Source organism: Conexibacter sp. CPCC 206217 (genome assembly GCF_030646165.1).
Classification (GTDB): domain Bacteria; phylum Actinomycetota; class Thermoleophilia; order Solirubrobacterales; family Solirubrobacteraceae; genus Conexibacter.
The window spans coordinates 405,424-425,041 of record NZ_JAUTDO010000001.1 but is presented as its reverse complement, the minus strand read 5'-3'; the positions used below and the strand labels follow the sequence as shown (position 1 = coordinate 425,041).

The 19,618-nt window shown below is 72.3% G+C and carries 19 protein-coding genes and 1 riboswitch; of the genes, 16 read left to right on the top strand and 3 right to left on the bottom strand.

The window, feature by feature from the left end:
- Nucleotides 1-294: 294 nt before the first annotated feature.
- From Q7L65_RS02020 to guaA, 5 genes are all read left to right on the top strand, one after another.
- Nucleotides 295-609, top strand: a complete 315-nt coding sequence (locus tag Q7L65_RS02020) for a LysM domain-containing protein (protein ID WP_304718544.1) — start codon at nt 295-297, stop codon at nt 607-609.
- On the top strand, nt 606-1,988 hold the full coding sequence (locus tag Q7L65_RS02015) for a D-alanyl-D-alanine carboxypeptidase family protein (RefSeq protein ID WP_304718543.1): 1,383 nt from the start codon (nt 606-608) through the stop codon (nt 1,986-1,988). Before Q7L65_RS02020 ends, Q7L65_RS02015 begins: the two co-directional genes overlap by 4 nt.
- Entirely contained in the window at nt 1,985-2,947 is a 963-nt protein-coding gene (locus Q7L65_RS02010; protein ID WP_304718542.1) for a 1-phosphofructokinase family hexose kinase, read from the top strand. The genes Q7L65_RS02015 and Q7L65_RS02010 overlap by 4 nt, the downstream gene beginning before the upstream one ends.
- A 169-nt stretch (nt 2,948-3,116) precedes the next feature.
- Nucleotides 3,117-4,307: a GuaB3 family IMP dehydrogenase-related protein gene (locus tag Q7L65_RS02005; protein ID WP_304718541.1), complete on the top strand. Its 1,191-nt coding sequence runs from the start codon at nt 3,117-3,119 to the stop codon at nt 4,305-4,307.
- The gene (guaA, locus tag Q7L65_RS02000; protein ID WP_304718540.1) at nt 4,294-5,925 is read left to right on the top strand and encodes a glutamine-hydrolyzing GMP synthase; all 1,632 of its coding nucleotides are present in this window, start codon (nt 4,294-4,296) and stop codon (nt 5,923-5,925) included. The genes Q7L65_RS02005 and guaA overlap by 14 nt, the downstream gene beginning before the upstream one ends.
- Before the next feature lie 80 nt (nt 5,926-6,005).
- Here guaA and Q7L65_RS01995 read toward each other — a convergent pair whose 3' ends face one another.
- Nucleotides 6,006-6,197 (bottom strand): hypothetical protein, encoded by a 192-nt coding sequence (locus Q7L65_RS01995; RefSeq protein ID WP_304718539.1) that lies wholly within the window; start codon nt 6,195-6,197, stop codon nt 6,006-6,008.
- Nucleotides 6,198-6,222: 25 nt separating this feature from the next.
- Nucleotides 6,223-7,518, bottom strand: coding sequence for a M23 family metallopeptidase (locus Q7L65_RS01990; protein WP_304718538.1), 1,296 nt, complete (start codon nt 7,516-7,518; stop codon nt 6,223-6,225).
- Between the two features lie 10 nt (nt 7,519-7,528).
- Nucleotides 7,529-7,692, bottom strand: a riboswitch (cyclic di-AMP (ydaO/yuaA leader).
- A 169-nt stretch (nt 7,693-7,861) separates the two neighbouring features.
- Here Q7L65_RS01990 and rplM point away from each other — a divergent pair.
- The 9 genes from rplM to Q7L65_RS01945 all read left to right on the top strand — a co-directional run bounded on the left by rplM (nt 7,862) and on the right by Q7L65_RS01945 (nt 17,509).
- On the top strand, nt 7,862-8,296 hold the full coding sequence (gene rplM, locus Q7L65_RS01985) for a 50S ribosomal protein L13 (RefSeq protein WP_304718537.1): 435 nt from the start codon (nt 7,862-7,864) through the stop codon (nt 8,294-8,296).
- A gap of 386 nt (nt 8,297-8,682) precedes the next feature.
- Complete coding sequence (gene rpsI, locus Q7L65_RS01980; protein ID WP_304719127.1) at nt 8,683-9,084, top strand: 30S ribosomal protein S9; 402 nt, start codon at nt 8,683-8,685, stop codon at nt 9,082-9,084.
- 10 nt (nt 9,085-9,094) lie between these two features.
- Nucleotides 9,095-10,444, top strand: coding sequence for a phosphoglucosamine mutase (glmM, locus tag Q7L65_RS01975; protein WP_304718536.1), 1,350 nt, complete (start codon nt 9,095-9,097; stop codon nt 10,442-10,444).
- A gap of 162 nt (nt 10,445-10,606) precedes the next feature.
- On the top strand, nt 10,607-12,475 hold the full coding sequence (gene glmS / locus Q7L65_RS01970; RefSeq protein WP_304718535.1) for a glutamine--fructose-6-phosphate transaminase (isomerizing): 1,869 nt from the start codon (nt 10,607-10,609) through the stop codon (nt 12,473-12,475).
- A gap of 47 nt (nt 12,476-12,522) precedes the next feature.
- Nucleotides 12,523-12,879, top strand: a complete 357-nt coding sequence (gene acpS / locus Q7L65_RS01965; protein ID WP_304718534.1) for a holo-ACP synthase — start codon at nt 12,523-12,525, stop codon at nt 12,877-12,879.
- Between the two features lie 5 nt (nt 12,880-12,884).
- Entirely contained in the window at nt 12,885-14,435 is a 1,551-nt protein-coding gene (locus tag Q7L65_RS01960; RefSeq protein WP_304718533.1) for an NAD(P)H-hydrate dehydratase, read from the top strand.
- A gap of 38 nt (nt 14,436-14,473) precedes the next feature.
- Nucleotides 14,474-14,935 carry a CBS domain-containing protein gene (locus tag Q7L65_RS01955; protein ID WP_304718532.1) on the top strand — a complete coding sequence of 154 codons (462 nt, stop codon included), beginning with the start codon at nt 14,474-14,476 and terminating at the stop codon, nt 14,933-14,935.
- The gene (gene alr / locus Q7L65_RS01950; protein WP_304718531.1) at nt 14,932-16,092 is read left to right on the top strand and encodes an alanine racemase; all 1,161 of its coding nucleotides are present in this window, start codon (nt 14,932-14,934) and stop codon (nt 16,090-16,092) included. The genes Q7L65_RS01955 and alr overlap by 4 nt, the downstream gene beginning before the upstream one ends.
- Entirely contained in the window at nt 16,085-17,509 is a 1,425-nt protein-coding gene (locus tag Q7L65_RS01945; RefSeq protein ID WP_304718530.1) for an HDIG domain-containing metalloprotein, read from the top strand. The genes alr and Q7L65_RS01945 overlap by 8 nt, the downstream gene beginning before the upstream one ends.
- A gap of 54 nt (nt 17,510-17,563) precedes the next feature.
- Here the strand turns inward: Q7L65_RS01945 and Q7L65_RS01940 are convergent, their stop codons facing one another.
- Nucleotides 17,564-18,787 (bottom strand): M28 family peptidase, encoded by a 1,224-nt coding sequence (locus Q7L65_RS01940; protein ID WP_304718529.1) that lies wholly within the window; start codon nt 18,785-18,787, stop codon nt 17,564-17,566.
- Nucleotides 18,788-18,818: 31 nt separating this feature from the next.
- Here Q7L65_RS01940 and Q7L65_RS01935 point away from each other — a divergent pair, with 31 nt between their 5' ends.
- Nucleotides 18,819-19,235 carry an HIT family protein gene (locus Q7L65_RS01935; protein ID WP_304718528.1) on the top strand — a complete coding sequence of 139 codons (417 nt, stop codon included), beginning with the start codon at nt 18,819-18,821 and terminating at the stop codon, nt 19,233-19,235.
- A 178-nt stretch (nt 19,236-19,413) separates the two neighbouring features.
- Entirely contained in the window at nt 19,414-19,617 is a 204-nt protein-coding gene (locus tag Q7L65_RS01930) for a cold-shock protein (RefSeq protein WP_304719125.1), read from the top strand.
- Nucleotide 19,618 lies beyond the last annotated feature (1 nt).

The window sequence follows — 19,618 nt, the reverse complement described above, 5'->3', positions numbered from 1 at the left end:
CCCTTCCTCGGGGTCCGGCGTCGCCGGGCCTCGGGCCACCACGGTCGAGACCAACTCGATTCCGGCGCCCGCTCCGTCTGTGGACAGCAGCGGGCGCAATTCGGACCCGGCGCGGCTTCGGCTGCAGAGACATGTCGACTGCGGCGTGAGCCGCGCCGGTTCTCGGCGGCCTCCGCCGGGGCGCTTCGAGCGCTCCGGCCGAGTGGCCGCTCCCTCTGGCCATCGCCGTTCAGCAGCGAGCGTTCGCACTCGCTCGTGCACCTTCACCCGAGTGCGTGGGTATGATCGCCGCCGATGCGTCACCGGAATCCCGTGCGGTTTCTCGCACCCCTCGCGTTGATCGCCGTCATCGTCGCTGGTTTCCTCGTCGTCAGAGCCGCCGAGCGGCAGACCGACGACAAGAGCACGACCACGACGGTCACGACGACGAGAAAGCACAGATCGACCAGAAGAAAGCCGAAGGCGAAGTTCTACGTCGTCAAGGCCGGCGACAACCTGACGCTGATCGCTGAGCGCACCGGCGTGCCGCTGGAGACGCTGCAGCAGCTCAACCCGGACCTCGACGCCTCGACCCTGAGCGTCGGTCAGAAGCTGAGACTCACGAGGTGACGACGGCGCCGCACCGTCGGGCGCGTCGCGGGCAACCGCACGCGTCCGCGCTGAGCTTGCGCGCGCTCGCACGGCGTCGGCGCAGCTCGCGGCGCCCGCTCGCGGTCTGGCGCCGGCGCTCGCCCGCCGTCCGGCGCGCGCTCGCACCCCTGCTCGCATCGGCTGCCGCCGTCGCGCTGCTGCTGACGCTGATCCCCGCGGCGACCGCAGCCGCGGCGAAGCTGCCCGCTCCACCGCACCTCACAGCGCCCGCCGGCGCCGTCTTCGAGGCCTCCACCGGCGAGCCGCTCTACGGCGTCGACGCGGGTGAGCGCCGCCTGATCGCGAGCACGACGAAGATGATGACCGCGCTCGTCGCGATGGACGAGCTGCCGTTGCAGCGCGTGTGCACCGCGACGGACTACGTGCCGTCCGCGGGCGAGTCGCAGGTCGGGCTGCACCCCGGCGAGCGGATGACCGTGAAGGACCTGCTGCGCGGGCTGATGCTGCCGAGCGGCAACGACGCCGCCGAGGCGCTCGCCGTCTGCGCCTCCGGCACGCGCGCCGCCTTCATCGCCGCGATGAACGCGAAGGCGCGCGCGCTGAGACTCGCCAACACCCACTTCGAGACGCCGGTCGGGCTCGACACGCCCGGCAACTACTCGACCGCCGCCGACCTCGCGCGGCTCGGAATCGCGGTGCGCAGAAACCGCTTCCTGGCGCGGACGGTCGACCTCAGATCGGCGCAGCTGACCAGCGGCGCCGTCCCGCGCACCGTCGTCAATCGCAACACGCTCGTGCAGGAGTTCCCCTGGGTCGACGGCGTCAAGTCCGGCCACACGAACGCGGCCGGCTACCTGCTCGTCGCGTCCGGCACACGCCGCGGCGTCACCTACGTCGCCTCGGTGATGGGCGAGCCGAACGAGGGCACGCGCGACGCCGACGCGCTCGCGCTGCTCAGATGGGCATTCGCGACGCACACGTTCAGGACGCCGGTCAGAAGCCGCGCCGTCTACGCGAGAGCGACCGTGAAGTACCGCTCCGAGGACGAGATCGAGCTGATCGCGACGAGAACCGTCAGAGAGCTGGTCAGACGCGACGCGCGGATCTCGGTCGCCGTCAGAGCGCCGAGAGAGCTGCAGGGCCCGCTGCCAGAGAACGCCGTCGTCGGCTCGCTGACGGTGCGCGTCTCCGGCAGAGTCGTCGCGACCGTTCCGCTCGTGACGAGAACCGCGGTCCCAGAGGTGGGCCTGTTCACACGCGCCGCCGACGCGGTTGCAAGACCGGGTAGCCTGATAGCGATCGTGGTGGTTCTCGGGGGGCTGGCAACGCTGCTGCTCCTGCGCAGGCGCCACGGGACCCGGCGCAGTCGTCGCCGCGCGGACATGGAGGCAGCATGATCATCACCGTGACGCTCAACACCGCGATCGACAAGACGCTCGAGGTGCCCAACTTCAGGATTGGCCGGCGCCACCGCTCGGTCGACCAGACGACGATGCCGGGCGGCAAGGGCGTCAACGTCGCGCGTGCGATCAAGCGCCTGGGCCGTCCCGTGATCGCGACCGGCTTCGCCGGCGGCGCGACCGGCACCCGCATCGTCGAGGCGCTGACCGCCGAGTCGGTCCTGACCGACTTCATCCGGATCGGCGAGGAGTCGCGCACGAACACCGCCGTGCTGGACCCGACCACCGGGATACAGACGGAGATCAACGAGCGCGGACCGGCCGTCTCCGAGCGCGAGATGGAGCTGTTTCGCGACAAGCTCCTGTACCTCGCGCAGGGCGCCGACATCTGCGTCTTCGCCGGGAGCCTCCCGCGCGCGGTCGAGACCGACGTCTACGGCTCGCTGATCAAGGAGCTGCGCAAGCTCGGCGTCACGACCGTCGTCGACACCGACGGCGAGCCGCTGCGCCATGCCGTGCGCGCCGAGCCCGACGTCGTCTCGCCGAACGTGATCGAGGCCGAGGAGCTCGTCGGCCACGAGTTCAACGACGACGAGGACCGCATGCTCGCGGTCGCCGAGATCGTCGAGCAGGGACCGCGCGAGGCGATCATGACCGTGCCCGACGGCGTCTTCGCGAAGGTCGCGACCGAGAACGGCAGCTCGCAGCTGTACCGCGTCCGCGTCGAGCAGCAGGAGGCGCGCGCCGCGGTCGGTTCGGGCGACGCCTTCCTCGCCGGCTACGTCGCCGCGCGCTACACCGGCGGGACGCCCGAGGAGTGCCTGCGCTTCGGCGTCGCCTGCGGCGCGGAATCGACACAGCACTTCGGCGCCGGCGTGATCGATCCGCACAGCGTCGAGCGCCTCCTCAGCCAGGTCGAGGCGATACCCGTCTCGCTGCCGGCCGAAGTGCGCTGAGCAGGGCTTTCGCGGGACCCGATCCCGGCGCGTCAGGCGGGGGCGGGGTTTGAAACCGCGTTGCTACGATGGAACGTGTCGCTGGTTGCCGCCACGACGACGATTGCTCCCCCTCTGGCCCCGCCATGCGCGGGGCTGTTTCGTCCGCCTCGACCCGTACGGTGCTTCCATGGAAATAGAGATCGGCCGCGGTAAGAAAGCTCGTCGCGCATACGGGTTCGACGATGTCGCCATCGTCCCGTCGCGACGCACCCGCGACCCCGATGACGTCGACATCTCCTGGACGCTCGGTCCGTACCGGTTCGAGCTTCCGCTGCTCGCCTCGGCGCTCGACGGCGTCGTCTCCCCGGAGACGGCCGGCATCATCGGAAGACTCGGCGGTCTTGCCGTCCTCAACCTCGAGGGCATCTTCTGTCGCTACGAGGACGTCGACGCGCAGCTGGAGCGGATCGCCGCGCTGCCGCGCGAAGAGGCGACCCGCGAGATGCAGGAGATCTACCGCGAGCCGGTCAAGCCCGAGCTGATCGTCCAGCGGATCAGAGAGATCAAGGACCAGGGCGTCGTCGTCGCCGCATCGCTCACGCCCCAGCGCGTGCGCACGCACTACGAGCTCGCGCTCGAGGCCGGCCTCGACATCCTCGTGATCCAGGGCACGGTCGTCTCGGCCGAGCACGTCTCGACGGTCAGCGAGCCGCTCAACCTGAAGGAGTTCATCGGCGAGGTGCCGGTGCCCGTCGTCGTCGGCGGCTGCGCCAGCTACCACACCGGTCTCCACCTGATGCGCACCGGCGCGGCCGGCGTGCTCGTCGGCGTCGGCCCGGGCGCGATCTGCACCACGCGCGGCGTACTCGGCATCGGCGTCCCGCAGGCGACGGCGATCGCCGACGTCGCGGCCGCCCGCTCGCAGCACATGCTCGAGACCGGCGACTACGTCCGCGTGATCGCGGACGGCGGCATGAAGAACGGCGGCGACGTCTCGAAGGCGATCGCCTGCGGCGCCGACGCGGTCATGCTCGGCTCCGCGCTCGCGAAGGCCTACGAGGCGCCCGGCCGCGGCTACAACTGGGGCATGGCGACGTTCCACCCGACGCTCCCGCGCGGCACGCGCGTGAAGACGAACCAGACCGGTTCGCTCGAGGAGATCATCAACGGTCCCGCGACCGAGAACGACGGCATGTTCAACCTGATGGGCGCGCTGCGGACGTCGATGGCGACCTGCGGCTACCGCGACATCGCGGAGTTCAACCGCGCCGAGCTGATGGTCGCTCCGGCGCTGCAGACCGAAGGCAAGAGCCTCCAGCGCGACCAGCAGGTCGGCATGGGCTCCAACGGCCGGGCCGTCGCCCTTGTCAACGACTGACGGGCTCACGACCCACCTCCCGACGGCCGCGACTGCAGCAGTCGCGGCCGGGGGACAGGTCGCAGAGCCGAACGTCGAAGCCGAGCAGGTCGTCGTCCTCGACTACGGGGGCCAGTACTCCCAGCTGATCGCGCGACGCGTGCGCGAGTGCGGCGTCTTCTCCGAGCTGCTGCCGCACCACGTCGGCGCGGCCGAGGTCGCGCGGCGCAGACCGAAGGGTCTGATCCTCTCGGGCGGTCCCGCGTCGGTCTACGCGCCGGACGCGCCGAGACTGGAGAGGGAGCTGCTGGAGCTCGGCATCCCGGTGCTCGGCATCTGTTACGGCATGCAGCTGCTGACGACTGAACTGGGCGGCGAGGTGCAGGGCGCCGAGATCGGCGAGTTCGGTCGCTCGAAGCTGACCGTGACCGAATCCGGCCGGCTGCTGGAGGGCCTGCCGCTGGAGCAGACCTGCTGGATGTCGCACCGCGACACCGTCTTCGCGCCGCCGCCGGGCTTCACCGCGCTCGCCTCCTCGTCGGAGTCGCCGGTCGCCGCCCTGGAGTCGGTCGACAAGCAGATCTACGGGATCCAGTTCCACCCCGAGGTCGTCCACACGCCCTACGGCCAGGACATCATCACGCGCTTCCTGGAGGACATCTGCGGCTGCACGCGCAGCTGGTCCGCCAGCTCCGTGATCGACGACCAGCTCGCGCGCATCCGCGAGCAGGTCGGCAGCGGCCGCGTGATCTGCGCGCTGTCGGGCGGCGTCGACTCCTCCGTCGCCGCGCTGCTGGTGCACCGCGCGATCGGCGACCAGCTGACGTGCGTCTTCGTCGACCACGGGCTGATGCGCAAGAACGAGGGCGAGCAGGTGATCACCGCCTTCCGCGACCACTACAGAGTCCCGCTCGTCGCGGTTGACGCCGAGGAGCGCTTCCTCGCGCGCCTGAAGGGTGTCACCGACCCGGAGCTGAAGCGCAAGGCGATCGGCGCCGAGTTCATCCGCGTGTTCGAGGAGGAGTCGGCCAAGCTCGCCGAGGGCGGCGCAAGATTCCTCGTGCAGGGCACGCTCTACTCGGACGTGATCGAGTCGGGCGGCGGCACCGGTGCCGCGACGATCAAGTCGCATCACAACGTCGGCGGCCTGCCGGAGGACCTCGAGTTCGAGCTGGTCGAGCCGCTGCGGGCGCTGTTCAAGGACGAGGTGCGCGCGGTCGGCGCCGAGCTGGGCCTGCCCGAGCGGCTCGTCTGGCGCCAGCCGTTCCCGGGCCCCGGACTGGCGATCCGCGTCGTCGGCGGCGAGGCCACGAGAGAGCGCCTCGACACGCTGCGCGACGCCGACGCGATCCTGCAGGACGAGATCCGCAGAGCCGGTCTGTACCGTGAGCTGTGGCAGTCGTTCTGCGTCCTGCCGGACGTCAGAACGGTCGGCGTGCAGGGCGACGAGCGGACCTACGGCTATGTCGTCGTGATCCGCGCCGTCACCAGCGACGACGCGATGACCGCCGACTGGGCGCGGTTGCCGTACGACCTGCTGGAGCAGATCGCCTCGCGCATGATCAACGAGATCCGCGAGGTCAACCGGGTCGTGCTCGACATCACGAGCAAGCCGCCCGGCACGATCGAGTGGGAATGAGCCTCGATCGGCCTGGGGGCCGATCGCGCGTCATTCCCGCTGGGAGGACGGCCTGGGGGCCGTTCTCCCGAAGTTGCTGATCAGTCCACCGGCTTGCCGCGCTCGTCGCGCGGCACGTCCTCGGGCTGGGGCGACTCGCCGTCGAGGTAGCCGCCCGGGCGCTTCATCCCCTCGGGGTGGAACGTCGAGACGAGCAGTACGATCACGGCGATCGCGACCACGGCCAGGCCTATGTAGCCCAGCACGTTCGAGGAGACGGCGAAGACGGTCACTCGCTGAGAGTAGACCGTCGCCCGCTCAACCCCGCTTCTCCCACGCCTTCAGCGTCGGCAGCGGGTCGATCGGACGGCCGCCCGAGTACCAACCCGGCGCGGTCCAGATCTCGAAGTGCAGGTGGCAGGCGGACGCGGAGCCGGTGTCGCCGGCATAGCCGATCACCTGGCCGGTCTGCACGCGCGCGCCTCTGGCGACGACGGCCGGCGCGCGGAAGTGGGCGTACATGTTGTCCTCGCCCGACGCGGTCGAGCCGATCACGACGTAGTTGCCGGCGGCCGACTGGAATGCCTTCTGCTTCACGACGCCGCTCTGCGCGGCGACGATCGGTGTGCCGCAGGCGGTCAGCACGTCCTGGCCCTCGTGCGAGTGGCCGACGCGGCCCATCCCGAAGCGCGCCTCGCCCTGGCCGAAGTTGTGCGTACCGGCGACGGGGAAGACGGCGCCGACGAACGTGAAGCCGCCGAGCCGCGCGGCACCGGCGGGAGCGGGGGAGCCCTGCGGCGCGGCACCGCCCATCGCGGCGCCGTCGTAGCCGGCGAAGACCGTCCGCGCACCGGACGCGGGGCCGGTCGAGATGCGGACCTCGTATCTGCCGTCGAGCGCGACGGCCCCCGCGAGCGAGCCCTTGCCCTCCCACGTCAGCGTCTGCGGCTGCTCGGGGGCGGCGATGCGCGTCTCGTCGAAGATCGAGAGGCCGTCGTCGACGCTGACGACGTCAACGCGCACGGCGACCGCGCTGGGCGCGTGCGAGACGAAGGCGATCGCGGCCGCCGAGGCGCCCTTGCCGGCTCTGCGCGTGGCGATGCCGGCGTCGAGCTGCGCGACGCCCTCGACCGGCGCGAGCACGGGGACGAGGAGCTTCGCGGACGGCGTCGTCGAGGACGCTCTGACGATCCGGATCGAGACGGTCTTGGACTGCGTCGCGACACCGGCCGCGGTCGTCACGACGACCTGGCCGCTGCGGGCCGTCGCGGGCACTCTCACGTCGAGCTGCGCGGGGTCGCTCGCACTCACTCTCACGCGCGCGTCGTCGCGCGTGCCGCGTCCGCCGAGGAAGACGACGGTGCTGGCGGCGTCGAGCCGCTGGCCGCTGAGCGTGACGGTGCCGCCGCGCTCGACGGTGCCGGCGGCGGGGCAGGCGCTGCTGCAGGCGATCGCGGCGATCGACGGCTGCGGAGCGTTGAGGGCGGCGGCGCCGCTGGACTGGGCCAGCGCGACCGGGGCGGCGACGGAGCCGGCGAGCCCGGCGAGGGCAGCGGCGGCGGACAGCGTCTTCGCGACGGAAAAGGGCCCGTGGGACCCCACCTGCTGCAGCATCGAGGGACGATGCCCCTTCCTGGACGGCCTACGGGGTTAGCTGACGGGCTCGCGCTGAAAGGGCCGCGCTACCGAGCACAGTGCTCGGATTCGCCCCAGCGGCTGACGTCAGGACGCCAACCGCCGATGGGTTCCCCGCTCCCTCCGGCAAGAGGGACTCGGCAGGCTTATGAACGCCGGCCAGTATACGGACGGTCCCGACGGACGCACGCGAGCGTGTGACATGCTGGTCGGGCACGCGGCGTTCGCCGCGCGGTCGTCTGGCGGGTCTCCCGACATCTCGATCCCGCTTTCTCTATAGTGCTCACCCCGCCGCGCCACGGTGCGCGGCCACTTTCATGCCATGAGAACTTACGTCGCCAATCCCACTGACCGCGAGCGCAATTGGCTCGTCGTGGACGCGAACGGGCAGACGCTCGGACGCCTCGCGACGCAGATCGCCGATGCCCTGCGCGGCAAGCGCAAGCCCACGTATACGCCCCACGTCGACACTGGCGACTTCGTCGTCGTGATCAACGCCGAGAAGATTTCGGTGTCGGGCAACAAGCGGGCCGACAAGCGCTACTACCGGCACACCGGCTACCCGGGTGGTCTCCGCTCCCGCACGCTCGAGGAGATGCTCGATCGTCGCCCGGAAGAGGTCATCCGCATCGCGGTCAAGGGCATGCTGCCCCGCAACCGCCTCGCGCGCAAGCAGCTGACGAAGCTGAAGGTGTACGCCGGTCCGGAGCACCCGCACACGGCTCAGCAGCCGCAACCGATGGAGATCGAAGCCTAGTGTCCGACGTCGAGCAGCCCGAAGACGAGCAGAGAAACCCCGCGGGCGAGACGCCCGAGGAGCCCGTCGAGGCCGCCAACGAGGCGCCGGAGCCCGTCGCCGAGGGCGAGCAGCCCGCTGCCGACGAGGCTGCCGAGCAGCCCGCTGCCACCGAGCCGCAGGCCGAGGCTGCCGCGGCCGCTGGCGCCGACGACGCTTCTGACGAAGAGGCCGTCGAGGAGACCCCGCGCGTCAAGCCGGAGATCCCCGGCGCCGACCTGATCCCGGACATCGTCCTCGAGGGCGAGCCGCGTGAGGAAGGCGAGGACGAGGACGGCGAGCCGTCCGCGACCGCCGACGGCGAGGATTCCGAAGAGGTCGAGACGCAGCCGATCGCCGATGCTGCCATCTCGCTCGCTTCCGGCGCGCGCTACACCGCGACCGGCAAGCGCAAGACGGCCGTCGCGCGCGTGATCCTGAAGCCGGGCACGGGCGAGTACACGATCAACGGCAAGCCGCTGAACGACTTCTTCCCACGCGCGACGCTGCAGCGCAACATCCGTCAGCCGCTCGAGGCCGTCGGGTACGAGGAGCGGATGGATGTGGTCGCCAAGATGCATGGCGGCGGCGTCTCCTCGCAGGCCGGCGCGCTGCGTCACGGCATCTCGCGAGCGCTGCTGCAGGCCGATCCGAACCTCCGAGGCGAGCTGAAGAGACGCGGCTTCCTCACGCGCGATCCGCGCGTCAAGGAGCGCAAGAAGGCCGGCCTCAAGAAGGCCCGTAAGCGTCCGCAGTTCTCGAAGCGCTAGTTTTCGCTTCATGGCTCGCCGGTTGTTCGGCACGGACGGTGTCCGCGGCGTCGCCGGCGAGTTTCTGTCGGCGGAGCTGACCTTGGCTCTCGCGCGCGCCGCGACGGCGCGCGTCGCCAGATCAGCCGCCGGCAATCGCCCGCGCGTGCTCGTGATTCGCGACACGCGCGAGTCGGGTGAGATGCTCGAGGCGGCGGTCGCCGCGGGCGTCGCCGCCGCGGGCGGGCTCGCGCTGCTCGGCGGGGTGCTGCCCACTCCGGCCGCGCCGCTCCTGATCGGCCGCTACGGCTTCGATCTCGGCGTCGTGCTGTCGGCCTCGCACAACCCCTTCGCCGACAACGGCGTCAAGTTCTTCGGCGCCGACGGCGACAAGCTGTCGGACGCGGTCGAGGAGGAGATCGAGGCGCTGCTCGATCTGCAGCCCGCGCAGCCGGCCGCGATCGGCGGCGTCAGCCAGCTGCACGGCACGCTCGACGACTACCTGCGCGAGCTGCAGACGCGCTTCGGCGGGCTTGACCTGTCCGGCAGACGGATCCTGCTCGACTGCGCGCACGGCGCCACCTACAAGGCGGCGCCGGAGATCTTCCGCCGCCTCGGCGCGCACATCGACGTGCTCGCCGACGCGCCCGACGGCCGCAACATCAACGCCGGCTGCGGCTCCACGCACCTCGACCAGCTCGTCGACGCGATGCGCGCCGGCGGCCACGACGCGGGCTTCGCCTTCGACGGCGACGGCGACCGTGTGCTGGCCGTAGACGGGAACGGGACGGTCGTCGACGGCGACGAGCTGATCGCGCTCTCCGCGCTGCACCTGCGCGCGCAGGGGAGACTGCGCGGCAACGGCGTCGCCGTGACGGTGATGACCAACTACGGCTTCCACAGCGCGATGGCCGAGGCCGGCATCGAGGTCGCCACGACCAACGTCGGCGACCGCTATGTGCTGGAGGCGCTGCGCCAGCGTGACTGGGCGTTCGGCGGCGAGCAGTCCGGCCACATCGTCGAGCTCGGCTACGCCCCCTCGGGCGACGGGATCGCGAGCGCGCTGCTGACGCTGGAGGCGCTCGGCGGCTCCGCGCTCAGCGACCGCCAGGGGATGGAGAAGCTCCCGCAGCGGCTCGTCAACGTGCGCCTGCCGGACCGGCGGGCGCTGGAGCGCGCCGCCGAGGATGCCCAGATGCAGGCCGCGATCGTGCGCGAGTCGCAGCTGCTGGAAGGGCGCGGTCGGGTACTGGTGCGCGCCTCTGGCACCGAGCCGCTGTTGCGCGTGATGGTCGAGGCGCCCAGCGACGACGAGGCGGACGCGGTCTGCGGTCGGCTCGTCGGGCAGGCCGAGGCCGCCGCAGCACAGCCGGCCGGCTGAACGGAAGGCGGGAGCCGGGCACCGCGCCCGGTGCCGCGCGAGCCGTTCCGCCGGCCAGACCAGAAAGTCGTCAGAACGCCCGCTAGAATCGGGCGACGCGTTCGACCAGTGCGCGTGCAGCCGCATCGCGCGGCCCTCGTCGTTCCACACGGAGGTTCCCCCATGTGCGGCATCGTCGGATACGTCGGCGCCCGTCCAGTCCAGGCCCTGCTGCTCGCAGGCCTCGAGAAGCTCGAATATCGCGGCTACGACAGCGCCGGCATCTCGGTCCTCGACGGCGACCACGTCGATTCGGTGCGCGCGGTCGGGAACCTGCAGAAGCTGCGCGACGCGGTTGCAGCGCAGCCGGTCCAGGCCGAGGCGACGGCCGGCTCCGTCGCAGTCGCCGAGCCGACGACCGGGATCGGCCACACGCGCTGGGCGACGCACGGCCGCGTCACCGAGCAGAACGCGCACCCGCACGAGGACGAGGCCGGGCGGATCCACATCGTCGTCAACGGCATCGTCGAGAACTACATGGCGCTGAAGCGCGAGCTCGCCGAGCAGGGCGTCAGCTTCAGCTCCGAGACCGACGCCGAGGTGATCGCGCACGTGATCGCGCGCCACTACGACGGCGATCTCGCCGCGGCGGTGCAGGCGGCGTACGGCGAACTGGTCGGCCACTTCGCGTTCGTCGCGATGGCGGCGGACGAGCCCGGCACGCTCGTCGGCGTGCGGCGCGAGTGCCCGCTCGTCGTCGGGCGCGGCGAGGGTGAGCAGTTCCTCGCCTCGGCCGTCCCCGCGTTCCTGGAGCACACGCGCAGCGTCCAGTTCATCGAGGACGGCGAGATGGTCGTCCTGCACCCGGGCGGCGTCGACTTCATGTCGCCGAGCGGCGAGCCGATCGAGCGCGAGATCATCGAGATCGACTGGGACGCCGAGACCGCCGAGAAGGGCGGCTTCGAGACGTTCATGCTGAAGGAGATCCACGAGCAGGCCGACGCGGTCGCCGAGACGATCGCCGATCGCACGGCGCGCGGCGACGGCGTCGACCTCGGGGACCTCGGCACGATCAGCGACGAGTTCCTGACCGGCGTCAGACGGATCGTCGTCGTCGCCTGCGGCACCTCGTACCACGCGGGTCTGATCGGCCGCTACGCGATCGAGGGCTGGGCGCGCGTCCCGGTCGAGATGGACGTCGCCTCCGAGTACCGCTACCGCGATCCCGTCGTCGGCCCCGGCGACCTCGTCGTCGGGATCTCGCAGTCGGGCGAGACGGCCGACACGCTCGCCGCGATGCGGCTGGCGAGATCGAAGGGCGCGACCGTCCTGGCGATCACCAACGTGATGGGCTCGCAGGCGACGCGCGACTCCGACGGCGTGCTGTTCACGCGCGCGGGGCTGGAGATCGGCGTCGCCGCGACGAAGACGTTCGTCAGCCAGGTCGCCGCGATGTACCTGCTCGCGCTGCGGCTCGCGGAGCTGCGCGGGACGCTGGAGCCGGCCCGCCTGGCCGAGCTGGTCGGCGAGCTGAAGCACCTGCCGCATCACATCGCGGAGATCCTCGACGCCGGCGACGACGAGGTCAAGGCGATCGCCGAGCGCCACTACAAGGCCGAGTTCTTCCTCTACCTCGGACGCCACATCGGCCTTCCGGTCGCGCTCGAGGGCGCGCTGAAGCTGAAGGAGATCTCCTACATCGCGACGGACGCCTACGCGGCCGGCGAGATGAAGCACGGTCCGATCGCGCTGCTCGACGAGGCGACGCCCGTCGTCTGCGTCGCGACCGACTCGCCCGTGCTGGACAAGGTCATCTCCAACATCCAGGAGGTGCGCGTCCGCGGTGCGCACGTGATCGCGGTGGCGAGCGACGGCAACGAGGACATCAAGCCGCACGCGGAGGAGATCCTGACGGTCCCGCAGACCGACTGGATGCTCGCGCCGCTGCTGGCGGTCGTGCCGCTGCAGCTGCTCTCCTACCATGTCGCCCGTCTGCGCGGACTGAACGTCGACCAGCCGCGCAACCTCGCGAAGACGGTCACCGTCGAGTGACGCCGCGGCGATCGGTTCGGCGCTGACGCGCCGGGTACGATCCCCGCATGCACGGCGTCGGCATCGACCAGCTGGAGATCGCGCGGCTCGAGCAGGCGCTCGCGCGCCGGCCGCGACTGGCGGAGCGGTTGTTCACCGCCGCCGAGCGCGAGTACGCGGCTGACCGCGCGCGGCCGGGGCAGCACCTCGCGGCCCGCTTCTGCGCGAAGGAGGCGGTCGCGAAGGCGCTCGGGCTGAAGGGCTGGGCGTTCACCGACGTCGAGGTCGTGCGCGGCGACGGCGCGCCGAGCGTCGTGCTGCACGGCGACGTCGCCCGGCACGCGGCCGAGCTGGGGGTGACCGAGGTGAAGATCTCGCTGACGCACACGCGCAGCGAGGCGGCGGCGGTCGCGATCGTGGTGTGAGTGGGATGACGCCGCTCCCTCCCTGGCTCGACCCGCTCCCCGACGCCGCCGCGCAGCGAGCACTCGACTCCTGGGCGATCCAGCAGCGCGGGATCGCCGGGATCGAGCTGATGGAGCGCGCCGGGCAGGGTCTCTTCGAGCTGGTGCAGGAGGTCGTCCCGAGCGGGACGATCGCGGTCGTCTGCGGCAAGGGCAACAACGGCGGCGACGGGCTCGTCGTCGCGCGGCTGCTGCGCGAGGCCGGGCGCGAGGTCGACGTGCAGCTGCTGCCCGACCCGTCGGAGCTGCGCGGTGACGCGCTGCTGGCGCTCGCGCGGTTGTGCGGCGCGCCGCCGCGGATCTTCAACCCCGGCGGGCTCGTCGAGGTGACCGGGATCGTCGACGCGGTGCTCGGCACCGGCGCCAGCGGCGTTCCGCACGGGATCGCCTGCGACGCGATCGAGTCGATCGCGTTCGCGGCCGAGCAGGGCGTCGCGGTCGTCGCCTGCGACGTGCCCAGCGGCGTTGACGCCTCGACCGGCGAGGTCGCCGGCCCGGCCGTGCGCGCGGACGCGACCGCGACGTTCCACGCCGGCAAGCCCGGCCTGTGGATCTCGCCGGGCAAGGAGCACGCGGGCCGCGTGGAGGTCGTGCCGATCGGGATCCCGCCCGGCGAACACCCGTCCGAGACCGCCGCCCATGCCGGCCTGATCGACGCCGCCGTGATCGACGCGCTGCCGCGCCGCGACGCCGGGGCGACGAAGTTCAGCGGCGGCAACGTCTTCGTCTGCGGCGGCTCGACCGGGCTCACGGGCGCGCCGTCGCTCGCGTCGGCGGCGGCCGCGCGGGCCGGTGCCGGCTATGTCACGGTCGCGGTGCCGGCGTCGCTCAACCTCGTCTTCGAGCTGCGCCAGCCCGAGGTGATGTCGGTGCCGCTGCCCGACGCCGACGGCGCGCTGGAGCCCGACGCGCTCGTGGCGCTGCTGACGCGTCTGGAGCGCGCCGACGCGCTCGTGCTCGGACCGGGCCTCGGCCGCGCGCCCGCGACGCGGGAGTTCGCGCGCGCGGTCGCCGCCGACGCGCCGCTGCCGCTGCTGCTCGACGCCGACGGCCTCAACGCGCACGCGGGCAGACTGGAGCTGCTGGCAGCGCGCGAGCATCCGACCGTGCTGACGCCACACGGCGGCGAGCTGGCGCGGCTGCTGGAGATCGACGGCGACGCGGTCGGCGCGCGCCGGCTCGCGCACGCTCGCGAGGCCGCCGAGCAGTCCGGCGCGGTCGTCGTGCTGAAGGGCGACGACACGCTCGTGGTCGAGCCCGCGGGGCGCGTCGCGATCAGCCGCGGCGACGCGCCCGCGCTCGCGACCGCCGGGACCGGCGACGTGCTCAGCGGCACGATCGGGGCGCTGCTGGCGCGCGGGGTCGATCCCTTCACGGCGGCCTGTGCCGGCGTCGAGTTGCACCGCCGCGCGGGCCAGCGGGTCGGCGCCGAGATCGGCATCGAGGGCGCGATCGCCAGCGACGTGATCGCGGCGCTCGCGGCCGTCCGCCGTGAGCACGACCGCGGCGGCGCGTGAGCACGACCGCGGCGGCCTCGTCGGATAGGCTGCCGGCCATGAAGACGGTCGCGGAGATCATGCAGCGGGACCCCGTCACGGTGTCGCCGGACGATTCGGTGGAGACGCTGCTGAGGGTGCTGCGCAGCCATGAGCTGCCGGGCGTCCCGGTCGTCAACGGCGGTGGGCGGCCGGTCGGGATCGTGACCGAGGCCGACCTCGTGATGGTCGACGAGGAGGAGGATCTGCGGCTGCCGCTGCACATCGACCTGTTCGGCGCGCAGATCTTCCTCGGTCCGGTCAAGCGCTTCGAGGAGCGCTTCAAGAAGGCGATCGCCGCGACCGTGCAGGACATGATGACCGAGGACCCGATCACGGTCGACGCCGACACGAGCGTGCAGGAGGCCGCGAAGCTGATCGCGGAACGCCGCCACAACCGCCTTCCCGTCGTCGAGCACGGCCGCCTTGTCGGCGTCGTCACGCGGCTCGACGTGCTCGAGGCGCTCGTCTCCGAGGAGTGACCACCTCGCGCGCACTCGCCCGCGTCAACCTCGCCGCGATCGAGCGCAACTGTGCGCTGCTGCGGTCGCAGATCGGCGCCGGCGTGGCGCTGTGCGCGGTCGTGAAGGCCAACGGCTACGGCCACGGCGCGCTGCAGGCCGCGCGCGCGGCGCAGGCCGGCGGCGCGAGCTGGCTGGCGGTCGCGGCCGCGCGCGAGGCGGCTGAGCTGCGCGCGGGCAGGATCGAAGGCCCGCTGCTGGTGCTCGGCGCGCTGACCGCCGACGAGCTGGACGTCGCGCTCGACGCCGACGCGGACGTCGCCGCGTGGAGCGAGGAGTTCGTGGAGCAGCTGGGGCAGCGGGCCGCGCGACGGGAGCCGGGCGCGGACGCGACGGCCGGCTCGCGCGACCTGCGCGTCCACCTCAAGCTCGACGTCGGGATGGGCCGGCTCGGCACGCGCGATGCGGATGCGCTGCTGCGGGTCGGTGAGCTGGTCGCCGCGACGCCCGGCCTGGCGCTGGCCGGGGCGATGACGCACTTCCCCTGCGCCGACGAGGACGTCGAGCTGACCGCGCGCGAGCTGGACGTCTTCACCGCGTTCGGCGAGCGGCTGCGCGAGCTGGCCCCGGACGCGCTGCTGCACGCGGCCAACAGCGCCGCCGCGATCGCGCTGCCGGCCAGCCGGCTCGACATGGTCCGCTGCGGGATCGCCGTCTACGGGCTCGATCCGTGGGGGAGAGACCCGGCCGCGCACGGGCTGGAGCCGGCACTCGAGCTGCGCTCGTGGGTCGCCGCACTGAAGCCGCTTGCGCCCGGCCAGACCGTCGGCTACGGCGCCAGCTTCACGGCCACCGAGCCGACCTGGATCGCGACGCTGCCGATCGGCTACGGCGACGGCTTCCGGCGCGCCTTCTCCAACAACGGCGTCGCGCTGCTGGGCGGCCGCCGCTGCCCGCTCGTCGGCCGCGTCAGCATGGACAACGTCTGCATCGACGTCGGCCCCGACCCGGGCGCGCTGCGGGTCGGCGATCCGGCCATCCTGATCGGCACTGACGGCGGCGAGCGGATCGCGGCCGAGGAGCTGGCCGCGCGGATCGACACGATCAACTACGAGATCACGACGGCCCTGACCGCACGCGTCGTGTGGGAGTTCCATCGGGACGGGGTCGATGCCTGACCCGATCCAGATCGCGCGCGAGGCGCTCGCCGGGACCGACGCCTGGATCGTCGGCGGGGCCGTGCGGGACGAGCTGCTGGGGCGCGCGACGAAGGACGTCGACCTGGCGGTCGCCGGCGACGTCGAGGCGGCGGCGCGGACGCTCGCGCGGACTGTGCGCGCCGCGGTCTTCCCGCTGTCGGAGGACTTCGGAGCGTGGCGCGTGATCGCCCGCGACGGCTGGCAGGCGGACCTCTCGCCGCTGATCGGCGAGACGATCGAACAGGACCTGCTGCAGCGCGACTTCACGATCAACGCGATCGCCGAGCCGCTCGCGGGCGGCGAGCTGGTCGACCCGACCGGCGGGCGCGCCGACCTCGCCGCGCGCACGCTGCGGATGGCGTCGCCGAGGGCGTTCGTCAGCGATCCGCTGCGCGTGATGCGGCTGCCGCGCTTCGCCTGCGAGCTGGAGCTGGAGGTCGATCCGAACACGCTCACCGCCGCCTCGCTGCAGGCGCACGGGCTGGCGGACGTCGCGCAGGAGCGCGTCTTCGCCGAGCTGAGCCGCGTGATCGCCGCCTCCGACCCGCTCGCCGGGCTCGCGCTGATGCAGCGGACGGGCGCGACCGAGGCCGTGCTGCCCGAGCTGGCGGCGCTGCGCGGCGTCGAGCAGAGCGCCTACCACCACCTTGACGTGCATGACCACACGCTCGCGGTGCTGGCGGAGGCGGTCGCGCTCGAACGGGATCCGGCCGCGGTCTTCGGCGACGCGGACGGGGCGCGGTTGGCGGAGCTGCTCGCGCAGCCGTTCGCCGACGAGTTGACGCGCGGCACCGCGCTGCGCTTCGGCGCGCTGCTGCACGACATCGCCAAGCCGCAGACACGCGGCGTGATGGAGAGCGGGCGGGTGACGTTCTTCGACCACGACCGCCAGGGCGCGCAGCTGTCGCGCGCGATCCTGACGCGGCTGAAGACGAGCGAGAAGCTGCGCGCGCACGTCGCGGCGCTCGCGCGCAACCACCTCGTGCTCGGGTTCCTCGTGCACGAGCGGCCGCTGTCGCCACGTCAGGTACACGCGTACATGAAGCGCTGCGAACCGGTCGAGGTCGACGTCTCGCTGCTGTCGGTCGCCGATCGGCTCGCGACGCGCGGGCGCAAGGCGGACGAGGCGATTGCGAAGCACCTCGAGCTGGCGCGCGAGCTGATCGGCCCGGCGCTGGCATGGGACGCCGGCGAGCGGCCGCAGGCGCTGATCCGCGGCGATCAGCTCGCCGACGCGCTCGAGGTCGACCGCGGCCCGCGCCTCGGCATGCTGCTGGCAGAGCTGGAGGCGGCCCAGTACGCCGGCGAGGTGACGACGCGCGACCAGGCGATCGCACACGCCCGCGCGGTCGTCGAGGCCGAAGCGGCGGCCGAGCGCGGCGACGCGGCCGACTGACCGAGGACCGACAGTCAGCAGCTGCTCTACAGCAGCTGACTGTCGGTCCTCGCGCTACGCCGACGCCGCGCTCGGGGCCGTGTGGCCGTCGTTGGCCGCGGCGAGGCGTCGGGCGATGGCGGCGCAGAGGGTGACGGCGTCGTCGACGGTGCCGTGGTCGACGTTCTCCGCCGTGTCCGTCGGCCAGTGGTAGTTGGAGGGGACCTTGTTCGGCGTGACGGAGCCGATCATCGCCGTCGGGTAACCGGCCTTCAGCGCGATCAGGCCGTCGGTCGCGTTGCGGAAGCGCAGGCCGCGGCGCAGGTGGACGCCGCTGTCGGCGGCGGCGTCGGCGACGAGCTGCTTGAACGGCTCCGGGTACTCGCGCATCTTCAGCATGCCCTCGCCCTCCAGCAGCGCCAGCTCCGGCGAGCCGACCGTGTCGACGCAGACGACATGGGTCGACTCCTGTGGCAGCGACGGGAAGTGGCGGGCGGCGAACGCGTGCATGCCCTCCATGAAGGCCTCCTCCGAGCCGGTCGAGACGAGCAGCACGCGCAGCCCGCTCAGCGGCCGCTCCGCCAGCTCCGTCGCGACGCCGAGCAGCGTCGCGACGCCCGTGAGGTTGTCGTTCGCGCCCGGGACGGCGTCGCGCGAGCCGATCTCCGCAAACGTCGCCGCGGAGCCGAGTGCGAGCGTCGTGCCGGCCGCCAGCAGCCGCCGGCTGCCCGTCAGCGCACCGAGCGCGACCAGCGCCGGGCCGGCGAAGACGGGCGCCATCAGCGGCGGCGAGGTGTCGCTGCGCTCCAGCAGTCCGGGTGCGTATCTGGCCACCAGCGGCAGCACGCCGGGGTGGAACAGCACGCCCCAGTGGGCCGCGTCGTGGTGGGCGACGAACACGAGCGTGCGCTCGGCATCAACGTCGCCGGTCTCCGCGACGACGTTCCAGGTCGGGCGGCTGGGCAGGAAGCGGCGGCGGAACCAGAGGCTGCCGCCGCTGACGTCGTCGTAGATCGCGGCGGCCGCGAAGGCGCCGACGGCGCCGGCCGCGACACGGCTGGGACGGCCCGGCAGCAGCTGCGCCGCGAGGCCCGCGGCGCCCGCGAGCGCCGCCGGGACGCCGAGCGGGAACCAGTAGCCGCCGTGCGCGCGCTCCTGCTCGACGCGCGCACTGCAGCCGAACTCGCTCAGCCGCGCGGCGATCCACTGCGCCGCCTCGCGCTCGCCGGGCGAGGCGGACGGGCGGTCGATCGCGGCCAGGTGGGCGATCGCGTCGCGGAGGTGGCGGCGGTCGGGCACTGGCTTGCCAGGCTACCGATATGCTCGGCGCGTGCCCACCACCTCGGATGACTGCATCTTCTGCAGGATCGTCGCCGGAGAGCTGCCGGCGCGGATCGTGCGCAGAGACGAGCGCACGATCGCGTTCATGGACATCGCCCCCGCGACCTACGGCCACACGCTCGTGATCCCGCGCAACCACTCGCGCGACCTGCTGGAGATCGCGCCGGAGGACCTCCACGCCGTCGCGAGCGCCGCGCAGTCGATCGCCGCGCGCGCGAGCGAGCGGCTCGGGGCCGACGGGGTCAACCTGATCAACTCCTGCGGTTCCGCCGCGTGGCAGACGGTCTTCCACTTCCACATGCACGTGATCCCGCGCTACGCGGACGATCCGCTGAGGCTGCCGTGGGTCCCGGCGCAGGGCGATCCAGACGAGATCGCGACCGCCGCGGCGCAGCTGATCGGTTGACCTGAAAGCAGCGCCGCGGGTGCGCGTGGCGCCGGTCCGACTGGCGCGTCGCCACCCCTGATGACGAATGCCACTTGCGGTCGACCCTGCTGGTGCTGTTGACTTGCACCGTCAGATCGGGCATCCGGCTCGATGGAAACCCGCCGGCATGTCCGGCATGCAGTCCTCGGGGGACGCAATGGCAACGGGTACGGTCAAGTGGTTCAGCGACGACAAGGGCTTCGGCTTCATCACGCCTGATGACGGCGGTCGCGACCTCTTCGTCCACTATTCCGGTATCGCAGGGGACGGATATCGCTCACTTCCTGAGGGCTCGAAGGTGTCCTACGAAGAGGAGCAGGGCGAGAAGGGGCCGAAGGCGGTCAACGTCACGAGAATCTGAG

Coding starts and splice junctions, on each gene's coding strand:
- Q7L65_RS01955 (WP_304718532.1), top strand. CDS start 14,474: ATGAAGACGGTCGCGGAGATCATGCAGCGGGACCCCGTCACGGTGTCG.
- glmM (WP_304718536.1), top strand. CDS start 9,095: ATGGCTCGCCGGTTGTTCGGCACGGACGGTGTCCGCGGCGTCGCCGGC.
- rplM (WP_304718537.1), top strand. CDS start 7,862: ATGAGAACTTACGTCGCCAATCCCACTGACCGCGAGCGCAATTGGCTC.
- acpS (WP_304718534.1), top strand. CDS start 12,523: ATGCACGGCGTCGGCATCGACCAGCTGGAGATCGCGCGGCTCGAGCAG.
- Q7L65_RS01990 (WP_304718538.1), bottom strand. CDS start 7,518: ATGCTGCAGCAGGTGGGGTCCCACGGGCCCTTTTCCGTCGCGAAGACG.
- glmS (WP_304718535.1), top strand. CDS start 10,607: ATGTGCGGCATCGTCGGATACGTCGGCGCCCGTCCAGTCCAGGCCCTG.
- Q7L65_RS01930 (WP_304719125.1), top strand. CDS start 19,414: ATGGCAACGGGTACGGTCAAGTGGTTCAGCGACGACAAGGGCTTCGGC.
- Q7L65_RS02005 (WP_304718541.1), top strand. CDS start 3,117: ATGGAAATAGAGATCGGCCGCGGTAAGAAAGCTCGTCGCGCATACGGG.
- Q7L65_RS01960 (WP_304718533.1), top strand. CDS start 12,885: ATGACGCCGCTCCCTCCCTGGCTCGACCCGCTCCCCGACGCCGCCGCG.
- Q7L65_RS02010 (WP_304718542.1), top strand. CDS start 1,985: ATGATCATCACCGTGACGCTCAACACCGCGATCGACAAGACGCTCGAG.
- Q7L65_RS02020 (WP_304718544.1), top strand. CDS start 295: ATGCGTCACCGGAATCCCGTGCGGTTTCTCGCACCCCTCGCGTTGATC.
- Q7L65_RS01945 (WP_304718530.1), top strand. CDS start 16,085: ATGCCTGACCCGATCCAGATCGCGCGCGAGGCGCTCGCCGGGACCGAC.